At 65.1% G+C, this 21,933-nt stretch carries 19 protein-coding genes and 2 pseudogenes; 10 read left to right on the forward strand and 11 right to left on the reverse strand.

The features are described 5' to 3' along the window. Positions 1–280: 280 nt before the first annotated feature. Both ABIB00_RS18535 and ABIB00_RS18540 read left to right on the forward strand, forming a co-directional pair. Positions 281–652: a Crp/Fnr family transcriptional regulator gene (locus ABIB00_RS18535; protein WP_247348750.1), complete on the forward strand. Its 372-nt coding sequence runs from the start codon at positions 281–283 to the stop codon at positions 650–652. After that, a complete protein-coding gene (locus ABIB00_RS18540; RefSeq protein ID WP_354105339.1) occupies positions 649–1,461 on the forward strand; it encodes an MBL fold metallo-hydrolase in 813 nt (270 codons plus the stop codon). The genes ABIB00_RS18535 and ABIB00_RS18540 overlap by 4 nt, the downstream gene beginning before the upstream one ends. 155 nt (positions 1,462–1,616) lie before the next feature. On the opposite strand, the gene ABIB00_RS18545 is transcribed toward ABIB00_RS18540, so the two are convergent. The 3 genes from ABIB00_RS18545 to ABIB00_RS18555 form a co-directional block, all read right to left on the reverse strand. Beyond that, the gene (locus tag ABIB00_RS18545; protein WP_354105340.1) at positions 1,617–2,114 is read right to left on the reverse strand and encodes a TPM domain-containing protein; all 498 of its coding nucleotides are present in this window, start codon (positions 2,112–2,114) and stop codon (positions 1,617–1,619) included. A 3-nt stretch (positions 2,115–2,117) separates the two neighbouring features. After that, the gene (locus ABIB00_RS18550) at positions 2,118–3,020 is read right to left on the reverse strand and encodes a TPM domain-containing protein (RefSeq protein ID WP_354105341.1); all 903 of its coding nucleotides are present in this window, start codon (positions 3,018–3,020) and stop codon (positions 2,118–2,120) included. Between the two features lie 138 nt (positions 3,021–3,158). After that, positions 3,159–3,761: a LemA family protein gene (locus tag ABIB00_RS18555; protein WP_354105342.1), complete on the reverse strand. Its 603-nt coding sequence runs from the start codon at positions 3,759–3,761 to the stop codon at positions 3,159–3,161. A gap of 185 nt (positions 3,762–3,946) precedes the next feature. Between ABIB00_RS18555 and ABIB00_RS18560 the strand changes: the two genes are divergently transcribed. The 3 genes and pseudogenes from ABIB00_RS18560 to ABIB00_RS18570 all read left to right on the forward strand — a co-directional run bounded on the left by ABIB00_RS18560 (position 3,947) and on the right by ABIB00_RS18570 (position 7,166). Beyond that, positions 3,947–4,801 (forward strand): enoyl-CoA hydratase, encoded by an 855-nt coding sequence (locus ABIB00_RS18560; protein ID WP_354105343.1) that lies wholly within the window; start codon positions 3,947–3,949, stop codon positions 4,799–4,801. 5 nt (positions 4,802–4,806) lie between these two features. Then, a pseudogene (locus tag ABIB00_RS18565) lies at positions 4,807–5,954 on the forward strand (acyl-CoA dehydrogenase family protein). 15 nt (positions 5,955–5,969) lie between these two features. Next, the gene (locus tag ABIB00_RS18570) at positions 5,970–7,166 is read left to right on the forward strand and encodes an acyl-CoA dehydrogenase family protein (protein WP_354105344.1); all 1,197 of its coding nucleotides are present in this window, start codon (positions 5,970–5,972) and stop codon (positions 7,164–7,166) included. 107 nt (positions 7,167–7,273) lie between these two features. Here the strand turns inward: ABIB00_RS18570 and ABIB00_RS18575 are convergent, their stop codons facing one another. From ABIB00_RS18575 to ABIB00_RS18585, 3 genes and pseudogenes are all read right to left on the reverse strand, one after another. Next, positions 7,274–9,598: a xanthine dehydrogenase family protein molybdopterin-binding subunit gene (locus ABIB00_RS18575; protein WP_354105345.1), complete on the reverse strand. Its 2,325-nt coding sequence runs from the start codon at positions 9,596–9,598 to the stop codon at positions 7,274–7,276. Between the two features lie 115 nt (positions 9,599–9,713). Beyond that, positions 9,714–10,589: a dihydrodipicolinate synthase family protein gene (locus tag ABIB00_RS18580; RefSeq protein ID WP_354105346.1), complete on the reverse strand. Its 876-nt coding sequence runs from the start codon at positions 10,587–10,589 to the stop codon at positions 9,714–9,716. A gap of 115 nt (positions 10,590–10,704) precedes the next feature. Continuing rightward, positions 10,705–10,894: pseudogene (locus ABIB00_RS18585) on the reverse strand (VOC family protein); the annotation flags it as partial. A gap of 184 nt (positions 10,895–11,078) precedes the next feature. Between ABIB00_RS18585 and ABIB00_RS18590 the strand changes: the two are divergent. After that, a complete protein-coding gene (locus ABIB00_RS18590; protein WP_354105347.1) occupies positions 11,079–11,945 on the forward strand; it encodes a S1C family serine protease in 867 nt (288 codons plus the stop codon). Further along, on the forward strand, positions 11,942–12,313 hold the full coding sequence (locus ABIB00_RS18595; RefSeq protein ID WP_247339405.1) for a response regulator transcription factor: 372 nt from the start codon (positions 11,942–11,944) through the stop codon (positions 12,311–12,313). The genes ABIB00_RS18590 and ABIB00_RS18595 overlap by 4 nt, the downstream gene beginning before the upstream one ends. Before the next feature lie 12 nt (positions 12,314–12,325). On the opposite strand, the gene ABIB00_RS18600 is transcribed toward ABIB00_RS18595, so the two are convergent. The 4 genes from ABIB00_RS18600 to ABIB00_RS18615 form a co-directional block, all read right to left on the reverse strand. Beyond that, a complete protein-coding gene (locus ABIB00_RS18600) occupies positions 12,326–13,402 on the reverse strand; it encodes a sensor histidine kinase (RefSeq protein ID WP_354105348.1) in 1,077 nt (358 codons plus the stop codon). Then, complete coding sequence (locus tag ABIB00_RS18605) at positions 13,389–14,081, reverse strand: response regulator transcription factor (RefSeq protein ID WP_354047650.1); 693 nt, start codon at positions 14,079–14,081, stop codon at positions 13,389–13,391. Before ABIB00_RS18605 ends, ABIB00_RS18600 begins: the two co-directional genes overlap by 14 nt. Before the next feature lie 97 nt (positions 14,082–14,178). Next, positions 14,179–14,712, reverse strand: a complete 534-nt coding sequence (locus ABIB00_RS18610; protein WP_354105349.1) for a hypothetical protein — start codon at positions 14,710–14,712, stop codon at positions 14,179–14,181. Positions 14,713–15,007: 295 nt separating this feature from the next. Then, positions 15,008–17,341 (reverse strand): Tex family protein, encoded by a 2,334-nt coding sequence (locus ABIB00_RS18615; RefSeq protein WP_354105350.1) that lies wholly within the window; start codon positions 17,339–17,341, stop codon positions 15,008–15,010. A 298-nt stretch (positions 17,342–17,639) separates the two neighbouring features. On the opposite strand from ABIB00_RS18615, the gene atzD reads away from it, so the two are divergent. Together atzD and ABIB00_RS18625 are read left to right on the forward strand one after the other, a co-directional pair. Next, complete coding sequence (gene atzD / locus ABIB00_RS18620; RefSeq protein ID WP_354105351.1) at positions 17,640–18,743, forward strand: cyanuric acid amidohydrolase; 1,104 nt, start codon at positions 17,640–17,642, stop codon at positions 18,741–18,743. Between the two features lie 132 nt (positions 18,744–18,875). Then, positions 18,876–20,345: an amidase gene (locus tag ABIB00_RS18625; RefSeq protein ID WP_354105352.1), complete on the forward strand. Its 1,470-nt coding sequence runs from the start codon at positions 18,876–18,878 to the stop codon at positions 20,343–20,345. 179 nt (positions 20,346–20,524) lie between these two features. Here ABIB00_RS18625 and ABIB00_RS18630 read toward each other — a convergent pair whose 3' ends face one another. Further along, entirely contained in the window at positions 20,525–20,842 is a 318-nt protein-coding gene (locus ABIB00_RS18630; protein WP_247441543.1) for a hypothetical protein, read from the reverse strand. A 146-nt stretch (positions 20,843–20,988) separates the two neighbouring features. Here ABIB00_RS18630 and ABIB00_RS18635 point away from each other — a divergent pair, with 146 nt between their 5' ends. Next, positions 20,989–21,897 (forward strand): PaaI family thioesterase, encoded by a 909-nt coding sequence (locus ABIB00_RS18635; protein WP_354105353.1) that lies wholly within the window; start codon positions 20,989–20,991, stop codon positions 21,895–21,897. The last annotated feature ends 36 nt before the right edge of the window (positions 21,898–21,933 follow it).

The following is a 21,933-nucleotide window of genomic DNA, read 5'->3' on the forward strand; positions in this document are numbered from 1 at the left end:
CACGGCTCAAATACTCCAGTCTCGGTTGACTTTTTGGTAACTTTCATTGCTTGCGAATTCCTTACCTGCGGACCCGCTTACCAAAATTTTAGGAACTCATCCGGGGCCGAATTTGGCCGGCAAAGTGGAACCGGTGTGGCGGCGTGCAACAAATCGTCAGCGAATGCTGCCCTGCGGCAGGCCACGCTCTCTCCGAACGGGCTGTTTGCCCGCTCCTGTTACCCGGCTAACATGACTGTCCTGTCAGCCAGAACGGCTGCAGAAGGCCCTTGGGGGTGTCATGGCGATCGAGAAGTGCATCAACGAGTTTGGCGTCGATGACATCATCTTCGAGGAGGGCTCGACCGGCCGGGAGCTGTTCGTCGTGCTCGACGGCGAAGTCGAGATCGCCAAGCTGAGCGGCGCCAGCAAGACCACCATCGTCAAGCTCGGCAGGGGCGAATTCTTTGGCGAGATGGCCGTGATTGACGGCTCGGCGCGCTCGGCGACCGCAATCGCGGCAGCGCCGAGCACGAAAGTGATGAGAATCAATCACGCCCGCTTCGTCTATCTCGTCAGCCAGCAACCGGCCTTTGCGCTGATGGTGATGGATGCACTCTCCAAACGCCTGCGCGCGTCCAACGATGTCACCTACCGGGCAGCGCAGTCATGAGCGAGCGCAAGCCCACTTCGTTTCCAATCCTGATGAAGAACGACATCTGCTCGCTGATCCAGGCGGCGGACGACGTCTATCAAATTCGCTTCTCCAACCGCGCCGCCAACGTCTATCTCGTTCGCGGCTCGGCGCGCACCATCCTGATCGATGTCGGGCTGTCGTCGAATTACCCTGCGATGGTGGAATGTCTCAACTTCGCCGGCTGCCCGCCGGAGAAGATCGACATGGTGGTGCTGAGCCACGAGCATCTCGACCACATCGGCGCCACTTGGCACTTCAACGAGCGCCGCACTTTTGTCGCCGCCCATCGGCTTGCCGCCAACAAGATCATGCTGCGCGACGACTTCTCGATGCTGCGGAAGATGTTCAACGAGCCGAACGTGCCGATCAATATCGACATCTGGCTAGAGGAAGGCAATCTGATCGACCTCGGCAATTTCCGTCTCAACGTGATGCACACGCCGGGGCACACCTCGGCCTGCATCACGCTGTACGACCAGGACAAAGGCCTGCTGTTTGCCGCCGATACGCTCATGCCCGGCGGCGTGATGGGCGGCGTGTTCGGCTCGGGCAGCATCGCCGACTACATCCAGTCACTGGAGCGGCTCAAGGGGCTGAATTCGAAGATATTGCTGTCGGGACACGGGCGGCTGTCGGACACGCCACAGGAGGACGTCCGCATTGCGATTGCGAGGTCACACGGCTTACTGGAGGACACCGCACAATTGTTCGACGCACTGGATGCGCGCTCGAACTTCGAGCCGATCATGCAGTCGGTGCGCGATTTGAACAAGCTGGATGATTAGGTGGGCTTTCGGCTGCGTGTGCCTCTTTGCAAAGAAACACGGCGCTTCAACGTCGTCATTGCGAGCGCAGCGAAGCAATCCAGAGTCCCACTGCGGAGACAGTCTGGATTGCTTCGCTGCGCTCGCAATGACGGAGTGTGGGTTATCAGCCGGGGCTACATCACCACCGGTGCGTCCGGCAGTTCGTTGCGATGCGGTTCCTGCGGCGGGAAATGCCGCGCCAGCTCCTGCGACACGGCCTCGATGCCGCCGATCACGCCGCGTTCGAACTGGCTAGATCCGAACTCGGCTTCCATCGCGCGGCAGATCTGTTCCCAGCGCTTCACATCAACCTTCGCGTCGATGCCGCGATCGGCGACGATCTCGACATCGCGGTCGGCGAGCAGGAGATAGATCAGGACCCCGTTGTTGTGCGCGGTGTCCCAGATGCGCAAATGCGAGAACACGTCGAGCGCGCGCTCGCGCGCCGGCTGATTGCGAAACAGCGGCCCGCCGTCGAGCGCGCCTTCGACGACGAACCGGACCTGGCCGGAATGCATGGCTTCGCCGCGCTTGATCGCCTGCTCGATGCGGTCGAGCACCCCTTTTGGAAACACCCGCTTGGCCCGCCAATGGTGCTGGAGCAGATGCCGGGTGATGCGCTTGATGCTCATGACCTACCAGCTCCCCGAGGCGCCGCCGCCGCCAAAACTGCCGCCACCGCCGCTGAAGCCACCGCTCGACGACGATCCGCTGCTCCAGCCGCCGGATGACGAGCCGCTCGACCAGGAGCGGCCGCGCGAGGACCCCGTGCCCGATCCCGCCCCAAACAGATCGGCGATAAACGTCAGGATAGCGCCAAGCACACCGACGCCCAACCCGATGACCGCAGAGCCAATCACGAACCAGGCGAGGACACCAACGATCGCTCCAGTTATCCCCGAGCCGAATAGCCGCCCGAACATGGAGCGCAGGATGCCGCCGATGACCAGCGGGCCGAACAGCAGGAAGAAGAAAAGCGGCTCGATGTCGTTCCAGTTGCCGAAATTCACGCTGCGCGAGGGCGTCGGCAGCGGCTCGCCGTCGATGACGCGAATCACGCGATCGACGCCCGCCGCGATGCCGCCGGCGAAATCGCCACTCCTGAATTTCGGCGTGATATCTTCGTCAATGATGCGCCGCGAGGTGACGTCGGTGAGCGCGCCCTCGAGGCCGTAACCGACCTCGATGCGCAAATGCCGGTCGCTCTTGGCGACCACCAGGATCGCGCCGTCGTCGACCTTCTTGCGCCCGATCTTCCAGGCCTCCGCAACGCGGATCGCGAACTGCTCGATCGTCTCCGGCTCCGTCGTCGGCACGATCAGGACGACGAGCTGGCTGCCCTTGCGCGTCTCGAAGTCCCGCAGCTTTTGCGACAGCGCGGCGATGTCGGCGCTGGAAAGCGTGCCGGTCTGATCGACCACGCGGCCGGTCAGTTGCGGCACGGCGACATCGGCTGAGGCCGGGAAAGCAAAGGCGAAGAGCAGTGCGAAGACGAACAACGAGAAGCTCGAAACGGCACGCCACAATATCGCTGTCATCGCCAGCGAAGGCGGGCGATCCAGTATTCCAGAAGCAGCAGCGCTTGAACCGAGGAGCCGCGGCGTACTGGATTCCCCGCCTTCGCGGGGAATGACGGCTGTGGTCGGGGTTGGGCGCATGCGCGAAATCGAACGCACTTACTTCGAGGGCGCTGGATTGAAATCGACCTTCGGTGCGGTCGAGATTTCGTTCTCGTTTGCGACCGAGAAGTTCGGCTTCTCCTTGTAGCTGAACATCATCGCAGTGAGGTTGTTCGGGAATGAGCGGATGGTGACGTTATAATCCTGCACCGCCTTGATGTAGCGATTGCGCGCCACCGTGATGCGGTTCTCGGTGCCTTCGAGCTGCGACATCAAATCCTTGAACAGCGCATCCGACTTGAGCTGCGGGTAGTTTTCGGTGACCACGAGCAGTCGCGACAGCGCGCCGGAGAGCTCGCTTTGGGCGGCCTGGAATTTCTGGAATGCGGCGGGATCGTTCAGCACCTCGGGCGTCGCCTGGATGCTGCCGACCTTGGCGCGGGCATTGGTGACGCCAAGCAGCACGTCCTTCTCCTGCTGCGCAAAACCCTTCACCGAGTTGACGAGGTTGGGCACCAGATCGGCGCGGCGCTGATACTGGTTCACGACTTCGGACCAGTTGGCCTTGATCTGCTCGTCCTCGCTCTGGATGGCGTTGTAGCCGCAATTGGTGAGACTCAGCGAGGCCAGCGCCGCCAGCACGGTCAGGATCTTGCGCATCAAATTTCTCCCGGTGGAATCGGGCGCAAACTACCAGATTGCACGCGCGAGACGCCAGACATCTTGCATCCAGGCTGAGGCTTGCGAAAAGCAGCCGATTTACGCAAGCCTCTTGCTTAATCCCGGCTGTAATAGTCAACTCAAGAGAACAATAATACCAAGACGGAAACGCCGGGGGGAACGCGATGACCTCGTTCGAGACCATCCTCGTGGAGAGGCCGGAGCCGGCGATCTCGAGGATCGTGATGAACCGGCCCGACGCGCGCAACGCGCAGAACCTGCAAATGACCTACGATCTCAACGCCGCGTTCGATGAGGCGGTGCAGGACGATGCGGTCAAGGTGATCATTCTCGCCGGCAACGGTCCGCACTTCTCCTCAGGGCATGATCTGCGCCCCGGCAGCAAGAATGTTGCGGGTGTCGATTTTCCGCCGATCGGAAATTGGGGCGGCTTCGCTGAACCAAACGCCCATGGCCGCTTCGCGCGCGAGCAGGAGATCTATCTCCAGATCACGCGGCGCTGGCGCAATCTCGCCAAGCCAACAATTGCGGAGGTGCACGGCAAGTGCATCGCCGGCGGCCTGATGCTGGCCTGGGCCTGCGATCTCATCGTCGCCAGTGACGATGCGCAGTTCTGCGATCCCGTGGTCACCATGGGCGTCTGCGGCGTCGAATGGTTCGTTCATCCCTGGGAGCTCGGCCCGCGCAAGGCCAAGGAGTTTCTGTTCACCGCCGATAGCTGGAGTGCACAGGAGGCGCATCAACTCGGGATGGTCAACCGGGTCGTACCGCGCGCAGAGCTTTCATCCGCCGTCCTGTCGCTGGCGCGCAAAATCGCATCAAAACCGTCCTTTGCGCTGAAGCTGACCAAGGAAGCCGTGAACCGCTCGGTCGACGTGATGGGCCAGCCGGCCGCGATCGACCAGGCCTTTGCGCTGCATCAGCTCTGCCACGCGCATAATCTTCAAGAATTCGGCATGGTGGTCGATCCATCCGGCCTGCATCCCTCCGTGCGCAAGCCGCCGGCAGCCGCGGAGTAGACAGGATGGATCTCAATCTCAGTGACGAGCAACGTCTGCTGCGCGAAAGCGCGGAGCGCTTCGTGGCCGAAAGCTACGATGCCGGTCACCGCCGCAAGATGGCGAACGATCCGCTCGGCTTCAGCCCGGCGGTGTGGAAGCAATTCGCCGAGCTGGGCTGGCTGGCGTTGCCGATCGCGGAAGAGTTTGGCGGGCTCGGCGGCGGCGCGGTCGAGATCGGCATTTTGACGGAAGCCTTTGGCCGCGGGCTGGTGTCGGAGCCGTATATCGCAACGGTGGTGCTTGGCGCAGCACTGGTCGAGCGATGCGGCGGCACGGTGCAGAAGCAGGCAATCCTGCCGAAGGTCGCCGACGGATCGCTGAAACTCGCCTTTGCGCATTCGGAGCGCGCGGCGCGGTTCGATCTCGCCAAGGTCGCGACCATTGCCAACAAGACGGCGCAAGGCTGGCGACTCTCCGGCAGCAAGGTTGCGGTGCTCGACGGCCACGCCGCCGGCGAGATCATCGTCTCCGCGCATATCCATGATCATCAGGGCCCCTCCGGCCGCATCGGCCTGTTCCTGGTGCCGGCAAAGACGCCGAGCGTTGCCGTCAGCGACTATGAGCGCCTGGGCGGCGGGCGCGCCTGCAATATCGAACTGTCGGACGTGCAACTGCCGCAAGCCGCCTTGCTCGGTGACGGACACGACGCGCTCCCCGCGATCGAATGGGCCGTCGATCGCGCCATGGCCGCGCTCGACGCCGAGGCCGTAGGCATCATGCAGGTGCTCCTGGAGACCACGCTGGAGTACACAAAAATCCGCAAGCAGTTCGGCCGGCCCCTTTCGGCCAACCAGGTGATCCGCCACCGCCTCGCCGACATGGCGGTGCAGGTCGACGATCGCGCTCGATGGCGCTGCGCGCCGCGCTGAAGGTCGATGCCAATCCAGTCGAGCGCGCGCGGGCCGCGTCGGGCGCGAAGGCGAAGATCGGCAGATGTGCGCGCTTTATCGGCGAGCAGTCGATCCAGCTCCACGGCGGCATGGGTGTCACCGAGGAGCTCGAGGTCGGCGCCTACTTCAAGCGGCTGGTCGCTTTCGACACGCTGTTCGGCGGCAGCGCTCACCATTATAGCCGCCACGCCCAGCTCGGCCGCAACGTCATGCCTGCCTGACACAAGGAGCGCATCATGGACCTGTCGTTCAACACTGAGGAGCGCGCCTTTCAGGACGAGGTGCGCGGCTTCATTGCGAAAAACCTCACCGAGGAGATGAAGCGCGCGACGGCGCTGACGCCGTCGGTGTTCTCCGACCCCGACATCGGCATGGCCTGGCAGCGCACGCTGCACAAGCGAGGTTGGGGCGCGCCGGGCTGGCCGGTCGAGCATGGTGGGCCGGACTGGACGCCGGCGCAGCGCTGGATCTTCGAGGCCGAAAGCGCGCGCGCCGGCGTGCCGAACGTCAACGTGATGGGCGTGAAGATGGTCGGGCCCGTCATCATCGGTTTCGGCAGCCCTGAACAGAAGAACTTCTACCTGCCGCGCATCCTCTCCGGCGAGGACTATTGGTGCCAGGGCTATTCCGAGCCGGGCTCCGGTTCCGACCTCTCCTCGCTGAAGACGCGCGCGGTGCGCGACGGCGACGACTACATCATCAACGGCACAAAAATCTGGACCACGCATGCCCATCACGCCAACCGCATGTTCGCGCTGGTGCGCACCAGCGACGGCCCGCGGCAGCAGGACGGCATCAGTTTTGTCCTGATCGACATGAATGCGCCGGGCATCACGACGCGCCCCATCCTCACCATCGGCGGCGACCACGAGGTCAACCAGGTGTTCTTCGACGACGTGCGCGTTCCCGTGGCGAACCGCGTCGGCGAGGAAGGCAAGGGCTGGACCTACGGCAAGTACCTGCTCGAATTCGAGCGCGGCTCCGGCATCGCGTCGGCGAAGCTGCGCGAAGGGCTGAAGGCGATTGCGGAGCTTGCCGAGTCGGATTTGACGGGACGCGCGATCGACAGCCCTGACATCGCGACCCGCATCTCGGAGGTCGAGGTCGACATCGACGCGCTGGAGATGACGGAGTTGCGTGTGCTGTCGGCGCTGCAGACCGGGCAGAATCCCGGCGCTGTGTCGTCGATCCTCAAGCTGCGCAACAGCGAGATCCGCCAGGCGGTGACCCGGCTGGGGGCCGATGTGATCGGCCACGACGCGCTCGCGGTCGAGCCGATGCGCCCGCTCTACAGACTCAACCACGAGCCGGCGATGCCGGAGGAGATGCTGACGGTGGTGCCGGAATATCTCAACGGCCGCGCCTACACGATCTTCGGCGGCACCTCGGAGATCCAGCGCGATATTATTGCGAAGATGATGCTGGGGATTTAGCTCGCGACCCTCTCACCCGTCATTGCGAGGAGCCCTTGCGACGAAGCAATCCAGGCTGCCTCCGCGGAGGGATTCTGGATTGCTTCGCTGCGCTCGCAATGACGGTATTAACCCGCCACTTTCGCATCCCGGATCGCCTTCCAGATCTTCTGCGGCGTCAGCGGCGTATTGAGCTGCGTGATGCCGAGCTCGGCGAGCGCATCCATCACGCCGTTGGTGACGCAAGGGGGTCCGCCGATGGCGCCGGATTCGCCGCAGCCCTTGGCGCCGAGCGGATTGGTGCGGCAGGGCGCGGAATCATCCAGCGTCACCACGATCGGCGGGACGTCGTCGGCGCGCGGGATGCAATAGTCCTGGTAGCTCGCGGTCAGGAGCTGGCCGTCGGAATCATAGGACACGCCCTCATACAGCGCCTGGCCGATGCCCTGCGCGACACCGCCATGGATCTGGCCGGTGACCAGCATCGGATTCACCGCGACGCCGACGTCGTCGACGGTGGTGTAGCGCACGACCTTGGACACGCCGGTCTCGGGATCGATCTCGACCTCGCAGATATGCGTGCCGTTCGGCCAGCTCGGACCGTCGACCTCACCTTCGGAATCAACGCTGAGTTTCGCGCCGCCTTCTTTCTCGGCAATGTCGAACAGGCTGATGCGGCGGTCGGTGCCGACCACGGTGAGCATGCCGCCCTGGTATTCGATGTCCTCGACCGAGGTCTCCAGCACGTTCGCCGCCTTCTCGCGCGCCTTCTGGATCAAATCGTTGGAGGAGACCGCAACCGCCGTGCCGCCGACGAACAGCGAACGCGAGCCGACGCTGCCAAAGCCTGTTGCCAGATCAGTGTCGCCCTGGACCACGTCGATCTTGTCCATGGCAATGCCGAGCGTGTCGGAGATCATCTGGGTGTAGGTGGTCTGCAACCCCTGCCCCATCGCCATGGTGCCGGAATGCAGGACAACGCGGCCCTGCGCGGTCGCGTGCATACTGACCTTCTCGGTATGAGCGCGGCCCCCGGTCCATTCGATATAGGAGGTGAGCCCGCGGCCGTAGAGCAGGCCTTTCTTCTTCGCCGCCTTCTTGCGCGCGGCAAAGCCGTCCCAGTCCGCAAGCTTCACGGCACGGTCGAGCATGTGCGCGAAGGCGCCGGAATCGTAAACCTGTCCCGCCGCATTGGTGTAAGGCAGTTGCGCCGGCTTGATGTAATTGGCCTTGCGGATCGCGCGCGGATCCATGCCGATTTTCCGCGCGGCAGCGTCGAACAGGCGCTCGACGATGAACACGGCCTCGGGACGACCCGCACCGCGATAGGCCCCGACCGGCGCGGTGTGGGTCATCACCGACTTCACCTCGAAATGCACCAGCGGCAAATCGTAGACGCCGGTCTGAACGAACGGCCCCAGCACCAGCGGAATGATGTTGGCCGCGCCCGAGGAATACGCGCCGGTACAGCCGATCGAGCTGACGCGATAGGCCAGCACCTTGCCCTTCTCGTCGAGCGCGAAGGAAGCGGTCGAGGTCAGATCGCGGCCATGGGTGCCACCGACGAATTCGTCGGTGCGGTCACCGCGCCAACGGATCTTCTTGTTCAGTTTGGTCGCGGCATAGGCGACGATGCCGTCTTCCGGATAGAGATTGGTCTTCTGGCCAAAGCCGCCGCCGATATCGCCGACCAGCACGCGCACGCTGTCCTTGGGACGCTTCAGCACGGCTTCGGCCAGCACGTCGCGGGTCGAGGCGGGCGTCTGCGACTGCACGTGCAAGAGGAGCCGTCCGGTCTTTTTGTCGATCTCGGCGATGGTCGAGCGCGGCTCCATGGCCGACGGCACAAGGCGCTGGCTGACGAGATCGAGCTCGACGGTATGCGCCGCCTTGGCAAAAGCCTCGCCAACCTTGGCGGCATCGCCGTAAGCCATCGCGCCGACGATGTTGTCGGGTGCCTCCGGCCACACCACGGGCGCGCCGGGCTTCACCGCCTCGACGGGATCGACCACCGCCGGCTGCACGTCATATTCGACAACGATCGCTTCGGCCGCGCTCTGGGCGTCAGCACGCGAGGAGGCCACCACGGCGGCCACGGCTTCGCCGGCGTAGCGCACGATTTCGTGCGCCAGCAGGCGGCGTGGCGGCACCGTCATCGGCTTGCCGTCGGGGCGCTTGAAGATGCTCAGCGTCGGGATGACGCCGATGTCGTCCTTGACGAGGTCGGCGCCGGTATAGACCGCGGTCACGCCGGGCATCGCAGTGGCGGCGCCGGTGTCGATCGAGACGATCTTCGCGTGGGCGTGCGGCGAGCGCAGCAGGTACAGCCACAGCGCGCCCTCTTCCGGCTTGTCGTCGATGAACTGCCCCTTCCCGGTGAGAAGCCGCTGATCTTCCAAACGCTTGACGGGCTGCCCCGCTCCGAAACGCAAATTGCCGGGAAGAATGTTCATTCCGTGGGGTCCCTTAATCTCTCAAATGCGGCAGCCTTTTAGCGGATCGAGGCATGCGAGGCCAGCCGCGGTTTTGGGCGGTATATCCACGATTTCGTCATGCCGGGTATGGCGGCTAGCCCAGCTCCCGCAACGCCGCTTCCACGATTTTGCGCGCATCTTCGGTGAGAGCGGCCTGCGGCGGGACGGGATCGCCAACGTCGTAGCCCTGGTTGGCCAACCCGGCCTTGATGCAGGCGGCGAGATTGAAGCGGGCAAAAGCCTCGTTGATGCGCCACAGCCTGCGCTGGAGCGCCATCGCGTGGTCCCAGCGGCCGGCCTTGCAGAGATCGTAAAGCGCGACGCTCTGGCGCGGGATGATGCAGGCAGGGCCCGCCATCCAGCCGAGCCCGCCGATCAGCATCACCGCGGCCGGGATGTGGGCGGAGGCCGAGAACACCCGCAAGGCATCGCCGCAGCGGTTCATGATCGAGAGCAGCCGGCCGGTATTGGTCGAAGCGTCCTTGATGTAGCCGATGCGCGGATGCTCGGCGAGGCGCGCGATGATATCGAGGGTCAGATCGGAGCGCTGGAATTGCGGATTGGTGTAGATGACGACGGGGATGTCCACGGCATCCGCGATGGCGCGGAAATAGGATTCGATCTGGGCATCGGCGAGCGGGAAATACGCTTCCAGGATCGCCAGAATGCCGTCGGCGCCGAGCTTCTGATACGCTTTCGCCTGCGCCACCGCGTCCGCCGTCGAGGTGGAGGCGACGCCCGCGACGACCGGCACACGTCCCTTCGCCGCCTCGATCGTGGTCCGCACGACCGCCGTGCGTTGCGCGGCGTTGAGATAGGCGAACTCGCCGGTCGAGCCCAGCGGCGTCAGGCCGTGCACGCCGGCGCCGATCAGATCGTCGCAGAGCCTGCTGAGCACGTTCGTCCGCACCGCGCCATCGGCATCGACAGGCGAGACGAGATAGGGAAAGACGCCGTGAAAGTCGGACATGGCAGGTGTGAATCCCGGAAACTAGCTAACGCCTGACCGGTCTTACCAACGCTCGCGCCGGCGATCAAACCCTGATCAGCCGCGCCCGCGTGCCCCAGGGATCGACGGCCTCCACGCGGTCGGCATAGACCTCGATGCCGTTACCCTCGGGGGTCGTCGAGATCGACCGACTCGCTGACGAGGTGATCGGCGAAGCCCGACATCGGCACCCGATACGAGGCGGCGTGCACCAGCCAGCGCGCGAGGTCCTTGCGTGTCGGCATCAGCAATGCGGTGTGGTAAAGGCCGGCGGCGTTGCGTGGCTCGCTGAAAATCGTGGAGGTGGCGCAATTTCGCGATTGCAACACGTTCGCGTGAGCGGCTCCCAATCCCATATTCGTCGGCCGTGGTCTTACGGACCAGCTTTCCAGATGAGCTTTCCTGGCCATCCGGCCAGTTTCACAATCCGCCGCGACATCCCAGATTGGGGGCAGCTTACAGGAGCCTGCCATGACCGACCCCACTCCGCTGTCTTCACTGTCGTCCGCACTCGCGGATGTGGTGGCGCGCACCGCGCCGTCCGTCGTCGCCGTGCATTCGCATCGTGCCCGCGCCACCGGCTTCGTCTGGAAACCCGGCCTGATCGTCACCGCCGACGAGGCGCTGGCCGACGAGGGCGAAGTCGAGATCGGCCTCCCCGACGGCAGCGCCACGGCCGCCACGATTGCCGGCCGCGACCATACGACGGATATCGCACTGCTGCGCGCCGATACTGCGCTTGCCCCGGTCAAGCTGGCCACAACGGTCCCGCCCCTCGGCGCGCTGTCGGTCGTCATCGCCACCAACCGCGACACGCCGAGCGCCGCGCTGGGGATGGTGTCGCTGTCCGGCACGAGCTGGCGCAGCCTGCGCGGCGGCGATATCGACGCGCGGATCGAGCTCGACGTCCGCCTGCGCGCCAGTCAGCAGGGCGGCCTCGCGCTCGATGCATCGGGCGACGCCTTCGGCATGGCCGTGCTCGGCCCGAGGCGTGTGCTGGTGATCCCGACAGCGACGATCGAGCGGGTCGCAGCACAATTAGAGGCGCGCGGCCGCATCGCGCGCGGATATCTCGGCCTCGGGCTCCAGCCGGTCCGGCTCGACGACGGCGTCGGCGCGATGGTGATGAACGTCGACAAGGCCGGACCTTCGGCCGTGGCCGGCATCCGCCAGGGCGACGTCATCGTCGCCGTCAACGACCAGAAACTGTCAGGCGTACGTGCGCTGTCGCGGACACTGGGTCCGGCGAGCGTCGGAGCGGTGGTCGACGTGGCCGCGCGCCGCGGCGGCGAGCCGGTCAGCTTCAAGGTCACGGTCGGCGAGAGGCCCGAGGCGTGAGCGAGGACATCGCGCCCGAGATCGTGCTGTCCCTGGAGATCGACGATCCCGCCCTCGCCGATCGCCTGGCGGCTCTGCTCGGCAATATCGCCGGGGTTCGCCTCGCCGGACCCGGCGAGAAGGCCACGGCGACGATTGTCACCCGCGATGCGCGTATCATGCCCGACGATATCGCGCTGACGCAGCGCGAGCTCGACGTGCTGGCGCTGATGGCGGAAGGTGGCTCCAACAAGATGATCGCGCGTCAGCTCAACATCTCCGTGCACACCGTGAAATTCCATGTCGGCTCGCTGCTCGACAAGCTCGATGCCACCGGCCGCACCGATGCGGTGGCTCATGCGGCACGGCGCGGCGTGATCGAGCTTTGACACGATCGGGCTTCATTGCGCCGACGTCTTGGGGAAGCTTAGCCGGACCGTGAGGCCCGGCACATTGTCATGCAGCGCAATCTCGGCGCCATGGAGGCCGGCAACTGCCGCCACCAGGCTCAAGCCCAGACCGTTGCCCGGCGTGTAGCGGCTCTGTTCGAGCCGGTAGAGGCGCTTGAACACGTGATCGCGCTCCTCAGTGGGAATACCCGGACCATCGTCGGCGATCGCGATCGTCGCACCGCCGTCGGCGCTGCGGCAGGTGACGCTCACCTGCCCGCCTTTGCAGCCGTGCTTGATCGCGTTGTCGACGAGATTGGCGATGGCGTCGAACAGCAGGTCGCGATCGCCCGTGATCGCCACCTCGCGGTCGCCACCCAGGTTGAGCCGGGTCGCAACCTGTTCGGCGGCGGCATCGTAGAGCTCGACGACCTCGCCGGCGATCCCGGCGAGATTGAGGGTGCGAAACGCGCTACGGCGGGCGCGGGTCTCGATCTCCGAAATGCGGGTGATGGAGGCGAACATGCCGAGCACCGCGTCGAGATCGGCGATGGTGTCACCGATCAGCGCTGCGTCGGCCTCACCGTTGCGCGAGGCATGATAGGCCTTTTCCAGCCGGCCCCGCATGCGCGTCAGCGGCGTGCGCAGATCGTGCGCGACGTTGTCGCTGACCTGCTTGACCTCGCCCATCAGCGTCTCGATGCGGTCGAGCATCTGGTTGAGGTTTTCGGCGACGCGGTCCCACTCGTCGTGACTGCCGCGCAAGGGAATGCGCTGATCGAGGCCGGACATCATGATGGCGCGGCTGGTGGCGTTGATCTCCTCGATTCGCCCGACCGTGCGCCGTGTCACCAGCACCGCGGCGAGCCCGGCGAGCACCAGCATCAGCACGGCGACCGCGGCCATCGCGAGCTCGATCATCGCGGTGAAGCCGCGGTGATCGCCGGCATCGCCGACACGGCTCTTCACATAGGCGATCGTGCCGAAATAGACATAGGCCATGATCGCCGCGACGATCAGCCCGAATGCCGCGATCGCGATCAGTGCCAGGCGGAAGGTCGAGGAGCGGAGCGTTTTAACCAGGAGCACGGAGACAATATCCGATGCCGCGAATGGTGTGGATCAGCGGATAGGCCTGGGCATCGTCGACCTTGCGGCGGACGCGGCCGACATAGACGTCAATGATGTTGGTGGAGGGATCGAAGTGCAGATCCCAGACATGCTGGAGCAGCATCGCGCGGGAAACGACCCGGCCCGCGTTGCGGACGAGATATTCGAGCAACTGAAACTCGCGCGGCAATAGCGGAATCTTCCGGCCGCGGCGGCTGGCGTTGCGCGCGATCAGGTCGATGGCGAGATCGCCGACCCGCAAAATCGTCTCCTTGGCGACCGTGTCGCTGCGGCGGCCGAGTGCCTCCAGCCGCGCCAGAAGCTCGACGAAGGAGAACGGCTTGACGAGATAGTCGTCGCCGCCGGCGCGCAAGCCGCGCACGCGGTCGTCGACCTCGCCGAGTGCGGAGATGATCAGGAACGGCGCGGCGATGCCGTCGTCGCGCAATTGGCGCATCACGGTGATGCCGTCGATGTCGGGCAGCATGCGGTCGATGGTGATAACGGCATAGTCGCGCGCGGCGCCGTGGCTGAGGGCTTCGCGCCCCGTGGCGGCGAGATCGACGTCATAGCCAGAAATCGTTAGCTCCTCGACGAGCTGGCCTGCGGTTTCCGCATCGTCCTCGACGACCAGAATGCGGCGGTGACCTCCGGTCATGACAAACTCCGCGCGACGATCGCCATCAGACTATCCCGTTCCGGGGCTGAGCGGAACCGCCCGATGACGATCGCGACAATGGTGCGGTACGGCGATGCTAGTACCAAGAGTCTCCGCACACATTGACCCATTGCCGCCCATAAGGCGTCCAGTTCCTGCGCCAGCAACCGTCGTCATAATAATTGGCGTAGTAGAAGGGGGCGCCAACGAAGGCGAACCGGTGGAAGCGATGGTGGCGGAAGAAAAACGCGTGGCGGCCGATGAAGGGCCTGCCGTGCCAGCCAGCGCCGGCGAAACGCGGCCCGAAGGCGGCGCGGGTGGCTAGTGGCGCACCGGCAAAGCGCGGCCCAAAGGCGGCGTGGGCCGCCATCGGCGAGCCAGCAAAGCGGGCGCCACCGAAGTGAGCACCGCCCATGCCGCCGAAGTGCATGCCACCGCCGCCCATACCGCCGGCGTGCATCCCCCCGCCGCCAAAATGCCCGCCGCCACCACCGCCAAAACCGCCACCGCCAAAACCACCACCGCCATGTCCGCCACCACCGCCGCCCCCGCGGGCGAGAACGGGCGAGGCGACCGCCATCGTCGCAGCAACTGCCGCTGCGACGATGCCTGTGAGAAGCCTGTTGTTCATCTAAGTATCCTCCTTGTCGCGGCGATGGTCTCGCCACTCCGGAGGCTCAGATGAGGAAAACCCGCCCTCACCTTCAACTTACAAATGCGCCAGATTCTGACGCGGGAGTTAGAAAGGCGGACCCGCGCTCTCTCCTTGTCATTGCGAGGAGCCCTCGCGACGAAGCAATCCAGAGTGCCTCCACGCAGGCAGACTGGATTGCTTCGCTTCGCTCGCAATGACGACGCGGATGGAGCTCGCCATACGTCGAGCGGCTCACCTCTCCCGCAGAAGGACGGGGAGAGAAGTTAAGACATCACGCCCGCTTGCCGCCGTTCTTCTCGGCGGCACGGCGCAGCGCTTCGGCAAGGGCGCCGCCGCCGGAAGATTCCTGTTGGCGCGGTGCGGACGAGGTCATGCGGGAGGGGTTGCGCGAGCTGTTGTCGCGCTGCATGCCGGGCGCCTCCTTGGCGCCGACCTCGTCGTCGAGGCGCAATGTCAGCGAGATGCGCTTGCGCGCGACCTCGAAGTCCAGCACCTTCACCTTGACGATGTCGCCGGGCTTCACCACCTCGCGCGGATCCTTGATGTAGGACTTGGACATCGCCGAGATGTGCACGAGGCCGTCCTGGTGCACACCGATGTCGACGAATGCGCCGAACGCGGCGACGTTGGTCACGGTGCCCTCGAGGATCATGCCCTTCTTGAGATGCTTGATTTCCTCGACGCCGTCCATGAACACCGCGGCCTTGAACGCCGGACGCGGATCGCGGCCGGGCTTTTCGAGCTCGCGCAGGATGTCGGTCACGGTCGGCAGACCAAACGTCTCGTCGACGAAATCCTTCGGCTTCAGCGTGCGCACCATCTCGCTGCTGCCGATCAACGCCTTGATGTCGCTCTTGGTGGCGCTGAGAATCCGGCGCACCACCGGATACGCTTCCGGATGCACGCCAGAGGCATCGAGCGGATCCTCGCCGCCGACGATGCGCAGGAAGCCCGCGCACTGCTCGAACGCCTTGGGTCCGAGCCGCGGCACGTCCTTCAGCGCCTTGCGCGACTTGAACGGGCCGTTGGCGTCACGGTACGCCACGATGCTCGAGGCGAGACCGGAGCCCACGCCCGACACGCGGGCAAGAAGCGGCGCCGAGGCGGTATTGACGTCGACACCGACCGCGTTCACGCAGTCTTCGACCACTGCATCGAGCGATTTGGCGAGCTTGGCCTGGCCGAGATCGTGCTGATACTGGCCGACACCGATCGCCTTGGGCTCGATCTTGACCAGCTCGGCTAGCGGATCCTGGAGGCGGCGGCCGATCGAGACCGCGCCGCGCAGGGTGACGTCGAGATCAGGCAATTCCTCCGACGCGAAGGCCGAGGCCGAATAGACCGAGGCCCCGGCTTCCGACACCACGATCTTGGTCATCTTCAGTTCGGCGAGGCCCTTGACGAGATCGCCCGCGAGCTTGTCGGTCTCGCGCGAGGCGGTGCCGTTGCCGATCGCGATCAGCTCGACGCGATGTTTCAGCGCGAGCTTGCCGAGGATCGCCAGCGCCTCGTTCCACTGCCGCTGCGGCTCGTGCGGATAGATCACAGCGGTATCGACCACCTTGCCGGTCGCGTCGGTGACGGCGACCTTGACTCCGGTGCGGAAGCCGGGATCGAGCCCCATGGTGACGCGGGTGCCGGCGGGCGCGGCCAGCAATAGATCGCGCAAATTGGAGGCGAACACACGCACGGCCTCGGTCTCGGCCGCATTCCACAGCCGCATGCGCAGGTCGATGTTGAGATGCACCTGGATCTTGGTGCGCCAGGCCCAGCGCACCGTGTCGATCATCCAGCGGTCGCCGGCGCGCTTGAGGTCGGCGATGCCGGACCGCTTCATGATCTTCAGCTCATAGGCACTCGGCACGCCCGGCGGCGATGCTTCGGCCTCGGCCTGAATCTGAAGGTCGAGGATCTCTTCCTTTTCGCCGCGGAACATCGCGAGGATGCGGTGCGAGGGCAGCTTGGTCAGCGGCTCGGAGAACTCAAAATAGTCGGCGAACTTTTCGCCCTCGGTTTTCTTGCCGTCACGCACCTTGGAGACCATGCGCGCATTGGTCCACACCTCCTCGCGCAGGCTCCCGATCAGGTCGGCGTCTTCGTCGAAACGCTCGACCAGGATGGCCCGGGCGCCGTCGAGCGCCGCAGCGGCGTCGGCAACGCCCTTCTCGGCATTGACGAAGGTTTCCGCCACCACCTTCGGATCGTTGGTGGGCTCTGCCATGAGCTGATTGGCGAGCGGCTCGAGGCCGGCTTCCCTGGCGATCTCCGCCTTGGTGCGGCGCTTCGGCTTGAACGGTAGATAGATGTCTTCGAGGCGCGCCTTGCTGTCGGCAGCGAGAATGGAGGCTTCGAGCGCGGCATCGAGCTTGCCCTGCTCGCGGACCGATTCGAGGATGGCCTTGCGGCGGTCTTCGAGCTCGCGCAGGTAACCCAGGCGCTCTTCCAGAGTGCGCAATTGCGCGTCGTCGAGCGCGCCGGTCGCTTCCTTGCGGTATCGGGCGATGAAGGGAACCGTGGCGCCGCCGTCGAGCAGCGTCACCGTCGCCTCGACCTGCTCCGCCCGAACCCCAAGCTCCTGCGCAATTTTCTGGTTGATATTTGCCACGCGAGAACCCCTCTATCCAAGCACGCACCGCGGCGGCGAGCCACCGGCTGCGGGACGCCGCTTATGGACCAACCGGGGCTGATTCATCAAGGTGCGGCGAGCGGCCGTCGACAAGGGATTTTTTGTCGAAGCGATGCGATCTCGCCACAATCGTGGGGACGCCGCAAACGGCGCACATATTCCGCCGTCTTCCTGGCGTTCAGGACGACGTCGGAGGATAGCCTCGACACCTTGACAGGCGCCCCGGTTCGACGGCTGTTTCACGAGCCGGACCATCGAACTCCCATGAGGACGAGCAATGCGGACGACATCGGTCGGCGTGATCAGGATTGCCACCAAAGGCCCCGGCGACGTCTCCGGCCTCCTGGACATGATCGCCTCCGGCGCGATCGATCCGACATCCATCCTGGCCATCCTCGGCAAGACCGAGGGCAATGGCGGCGTCAACGATTTTACCCGGGAATATGCCGTTGCCGCGCTGTGCGCGGCGCTGGCGCCGCAGCTCGGCCTGTCGCCGCAGGAGGTCGAGCAGCGCATCGCTTTCGTGATGTCCGGCGGCACCGAGGGCGTGCTCAGCCCGCACATCACTGTGTTCACGCGCCAGGACGTCCCGCAGCGACCGGCAGGCTTATCAGGCAAACGCCTGAGCATCGGCATGGCGCACACCCGCGATTTCCTGCCCGAAGAGCTCGGCCGCTCCGCGCAGATCACGGAGACGGCCAAGGCCGTGAAAGCCGCGATGGAAGATGCCGGCATTGCTGACCCCACCGACATCCATTTCGTGCAGATCAAGTGCCCGCTGCTCACCAGCGATCGCGTCGAGGCGGCGAACGCGCGCGGCAACAAGACGGTGACGACCAGCGCTTACAGCTCGATGGCCTATTCGCGCGGCGCCTCCGCGCTCGGGGTTGCGGTCGCGCTCGGCGAGATCGCCTCCGACATTCGCGACGACGACGTGCTGCAACGTTACGATCTGTTCTCGAGGGTCGCCTCGACTTCGTCCGGGATCGAGCTGATGCACAACGTCGTCATCGTGCTCGGCAACGCGATGTCATCGACGAGCGAATTCGAGATCGGGCATGCCGTGATGAGCGATGCCATCGACGCCGCCGCCGTGCTTGCCGCGCTGGAGAGCGTCGGGCTGGACGTCGCGACGACGGGCCGCGAGCTCGTCAACATCTTTGCCAAGGCCGAGGCCTCGCCTGATGGCAGCGTGCGCGGCTTCCGCCACACCATGCTGGAAGATACCGACATCAGCTCGACGCGCCACGCCCGTGCCGCCGTCGGCGGCCTGATTGCCGGCCTCGCCGGCACCGGCGCGGTCTATGTCTCGGGCGGCGCCGAGCATCAGGGGCCGGCCGGCGGCGGGCCGGTCGCGGTGATCGCAAAGCTCTCGAATTGATGCATCCGCATGCAATGTGGGTTTGCAGCCGACCTCTCCATCCGGCGCAACCCTGCCCTTCGCGTCGCCTCAGTTGTTTAAAGTGCTCCTGTGCGAAACTAAGATGGCGCCGCACGAAGAGGTTTGGATCGCATGACTTTCCCGATGAGCTGGAATGAATGGGCGCAGCACGACGGCGTGGGACTGGCGGCGCGCGTCCGCAAGGGCGAGCTGACGGCGAAGGAATTGGCCCGCCAAGCCGCTGCGGGCGTCGCCAAGGTCAATCCGGCACTGTCGGGCGTGGTCGAGCTGTTCGAGGACGTGATCGCCGATCCGGCCAAGGACGGCGCCAATCTCGCCGGGCCGTTCGCCGGCCTGCCCTTCCTGATGAAGGACCTCGGCCCGACCATGAAGGGCCGGCTCCAGGAAATGGGCTCGCTGTTGATGCGCGGCAATCGCGCCGCGGCCGATACGTTCCTGACCGGCAAATTCCGCCAGGCCGGGCTGAACCTGATCGGACGCACCACGACGCCGGAATTCGGCGTATGCAGCTCGGCCGACAATCCGGCCGTCTACGTCACGCGCAATCCCTGGGATACCGACTACACCACTTGCGGCTCGTCCGCGGGGAGCGCCGCGATGGTCGCGGCCGGCGTGGTGCCGATCGCACATGCAACCGATGGCGGCGGTTCGATCCGCATTCCCGCCGGGGTCAACGGCAATATCGGTCTTAAGGTCTCGCGCGGCGTGTTCTCGCTCGCCCCGCACATGTCGGACCTCACCGGGCTGGTCTCGATCCAGGGCTGCCAGTCGCGTAGCGTGCGCGACACCGCCGCCTTCGTCGATCATGCAAGGGGAGCGGCGCCCGGTGAATTCATGCCATTCTGGACCACGGCGCAGCCCTATTCCGAGATGATCAAGCGCGATCCGTCAAAACTTCGCATCGCGCTGTCGCACACCTGGGGCGACTACACCGCGACGCCTGAGATCGCCGCCGAGCTGGAGAAAGCTGGCCGCTTCCTCGAAGGCCTCGGCCATCACGTCGATCACGCCTTGCCCGAGCTCGACTTCCGCGCCGCGTTCGAAGCGCAGACCACCTGCTACATCTCGAATTTTGCCGTGGTGATCTCCAACATGCTCGCCGCACGCGGGCTGGAAAAGCCGCCGGAAGATCTCATCGAGCCCATGAACATTCGGATCTGGGAAGCCGGCCGGAACACGAGCTTTGCCGAGCGGGCGAAGATGCAAGGCGTGTTCAACACGACCTCACGCGCCTTCGGCGCCTTCTTCGAACAGTGGGACGTGATCCTGACGCCGATCACCGCGCTGCCGACGCCGAAGGTCGGCACCAGGGAATATCTCACCATTTCCGACAATCCTGACGTGCTCGACTGGTTCGGCAATCTCTGGCGCTTCTTCGCCTTCACGCCGCTCGCCAATCTCTGCGGCATGCCGGCGATATCGATGCCGATGGCCACGCAGGAACACGGCCTGCCGCTCGGCATCCAGGCGATTGCGAAGCAGGCCAATGACGGCCTCCTGCTGCAACTCGCCGCCCAGATCGAGCGCGCGCTCGACGGCAAGTGGAACGATGGCAGGAAGCCGAAGGTGCATGTGGGCTGAAGGAAGGCTATCTGCATCCGACAATCGACATGCTTGCGGCCATCCTTCGAGACGCCCGCCTTTGGCGGGCTGCTCAGGATGAGGTCATCCTCGCGGCGATATCTTTGACCCTCATGGTGAGGAGCGCCGCCTTACGGCGCGTCTCGAACCATGAAGGCCCTGCGATCACGTTGCCTGCTTCAATTCTTCACCGCCGGAATTTCCTCTGTCGGCTGCTGCTGGCCCTGCTGATACATCGCCAGCGCCTTTTCGAGCGCTTCGCGCAGCGCCAGCGCGGCGGCCACGCTGCAGCGCAGATGCGCGGTCTGAACGACGTCAACCCTGACAGCGGCGCCGACCGGCATCAACAGGTTCGCCGCAAGCTCGATCTGGATCGCGCCGTTATGGTGGCCGAAGCAGGATGCGCCGTCGAAATAGATGATCGGCGCCCGCTCCGAGCTCGAGGTCGAAATGATGACGGGCCCCTGGCTGGTGGCGGGCGTTTCGGGATCGGCCATGGGCACACTCCTTACGGCTAGTCGATAGGACGAAGCGCCCACCATCGTTGCTTCGGCCCGCCCTGTCGAGGCCAAACCCGGCACACCTGCCGTGGACGCGCATTCGGGGTTTTGCGCCGCACCCGACACTGGTCTAGAACGTCGTCATGTCCAGCTCACCGACCACACTTCTGTTTGAGGAACTCGCGGAGGCGATCCGGGGACGCCGCTCCGATTACGGCCATATCAGCGGGCTCCAACTCGACCGCTTCGCGCCTGGCGAGGCCTGGTCCAGCCTGCGCTACCGCCCCGTCTTCGTCGGCGACACCGAGACCGGCGTGCTGCATGGCGGCGTCGTCACCGCGATGCTGGACGAGAGCTGCGGCATGGCGGTGCAGCTCGCGCTCGACGGCACGAGCGCCATCGCGACGCTTGATCTGCGCATCGACTACCAGAAGCCGGCAACGCCGGGCCTCGACATCAAGGCGCATTCAGTCTGCTACCGCACCACGCGCTCGATCGCCTTCGTGCGCTCCACCGCCTATCAGGAATCCGAGGACGATCCGGTCGCGACCGCCACCGCCTGCTTCATGATCGGCGCCAACCGCACCAACATGCTCGCGGATCGCAGGATGGATTCGCCCAGCATCCCGTCGCTGGAAGCGCCGGACGATCCGGCGGGCCCGTTCGCCAACAGCCCGTTCGCGCGCTGTCTCGGCATTCGCGTCAATGACGACGGCACACTGACGATGCCGTTCTCGCCAAAGATCATCGGCAACCCGATCCTGCCCGCGATCCATGGCGGCATGACCGGCGCCTTCCTCGAGACCACCGCGATCTTCGGAGTGGCGCGCGAGCTCGGCGCGGCCGCATTGCCCAAGCCGATCGGACTGACCGTCAACTATCTGCGCTCCGGCCGCGCGCTCGACACGTTCGCCAACGTTTCGATCGTGAAGCAGGGCCGGCGCATCGTCGCCTTCGAGGCGCGCGCCTGGCAGGACGATGCGGACAAGCCGATCGCCACCGCCTTCGGCCATTTCATGCTGCGGCCGACGCCCGGAAACGACGAGGAATAGGCGCATTTTCCCTTGACGGCCGGGGCCCGGGCCACA

Source organism: Bradyrhizobium sp. LB14.3 (genome assembly GCF_040547985.1).
Lineage (GTDB): Bacteria > Pseudomonadota > Alphaproteobacteria > Rhizobiales > Xanthobacteraceae > Bradyrhizobium.